Consider the following 757-nt stretch of genomic DNA (forward strand, 5'->3'; position numbering starts at 1 on the left):
GTTTTTATCACTATAGTGGTTAATTTTCATATCGTAGTAAAGAGCAAGAGGGACAATTTCTTTCTCTTTTCCGTTCTCTTCTATTATTGTAGATCCTACCAAACCTTTGTCATTAACTACTTTTACTTTAACATTAGTAATTTTAAAAGGTTTTTTCTGATTATCTTGTTGATATTCTTTTGACACTTTTTTATTTGTTTCTACATCTGAGCTTCCTTGGTTTGAACAGGCTCCGCCTATTAACAACGAAACAGCCATAATAGTTAAACCAATTAATTTTTTCATTATTCTCCCCTGTCTTAAACGACCCAAGCCTTGTGGTTGTGATAAATTTGTGAAGCTTAAACCTTTGTATAACGCAATTGTATCGCTCTCAATTGTTATTATGTTTTATTTATATTGGATACTTTTTTTAGTATGTAATTGTACAGGCTTTAAGTCGTATTAATACTCTTCAAGCAAATGAGTTAAGTTTATCAAAATGGAAATAGAAAAAAGTATGAGCATGGAGGTTTAGACTAACCTTCTGCTAAAGGATCCTTGTTATCAAATATTTTCTTAGTCAGTTTATAAAAACGAAACTAGGAAACATATTGTATCAATAAGTGTTTTTAGTTTATTTTGTAATTCCGATGAGACCATCATCAATACCTATTATTTTTTCTTTACTAAATGTATTAAGTAATACATTTAGTAAAGAAAAACGAAAGAAATACAATGATGGTGAATCCAAAGACATTAATGGCCTCCTCTGCTG

General features: G+C 29.7%; 1 protein-coding gene. It reads right to left on the reverse strand.

Translation table 11 applies throughout. The features are described 5' to 3' along the window. Positions 1-285: hypothetical protein (locus AC1DRF_RS30685; protein ID WP_477742658.1), on the reverse strand; the 285-nt coding region annotated here is incomplete at its 3' end. Positions 286-757 lie beyond the last annotated feature (472 nt).

This window comes from Priestia sp. P5_B4, assembly GCF_056400385.1.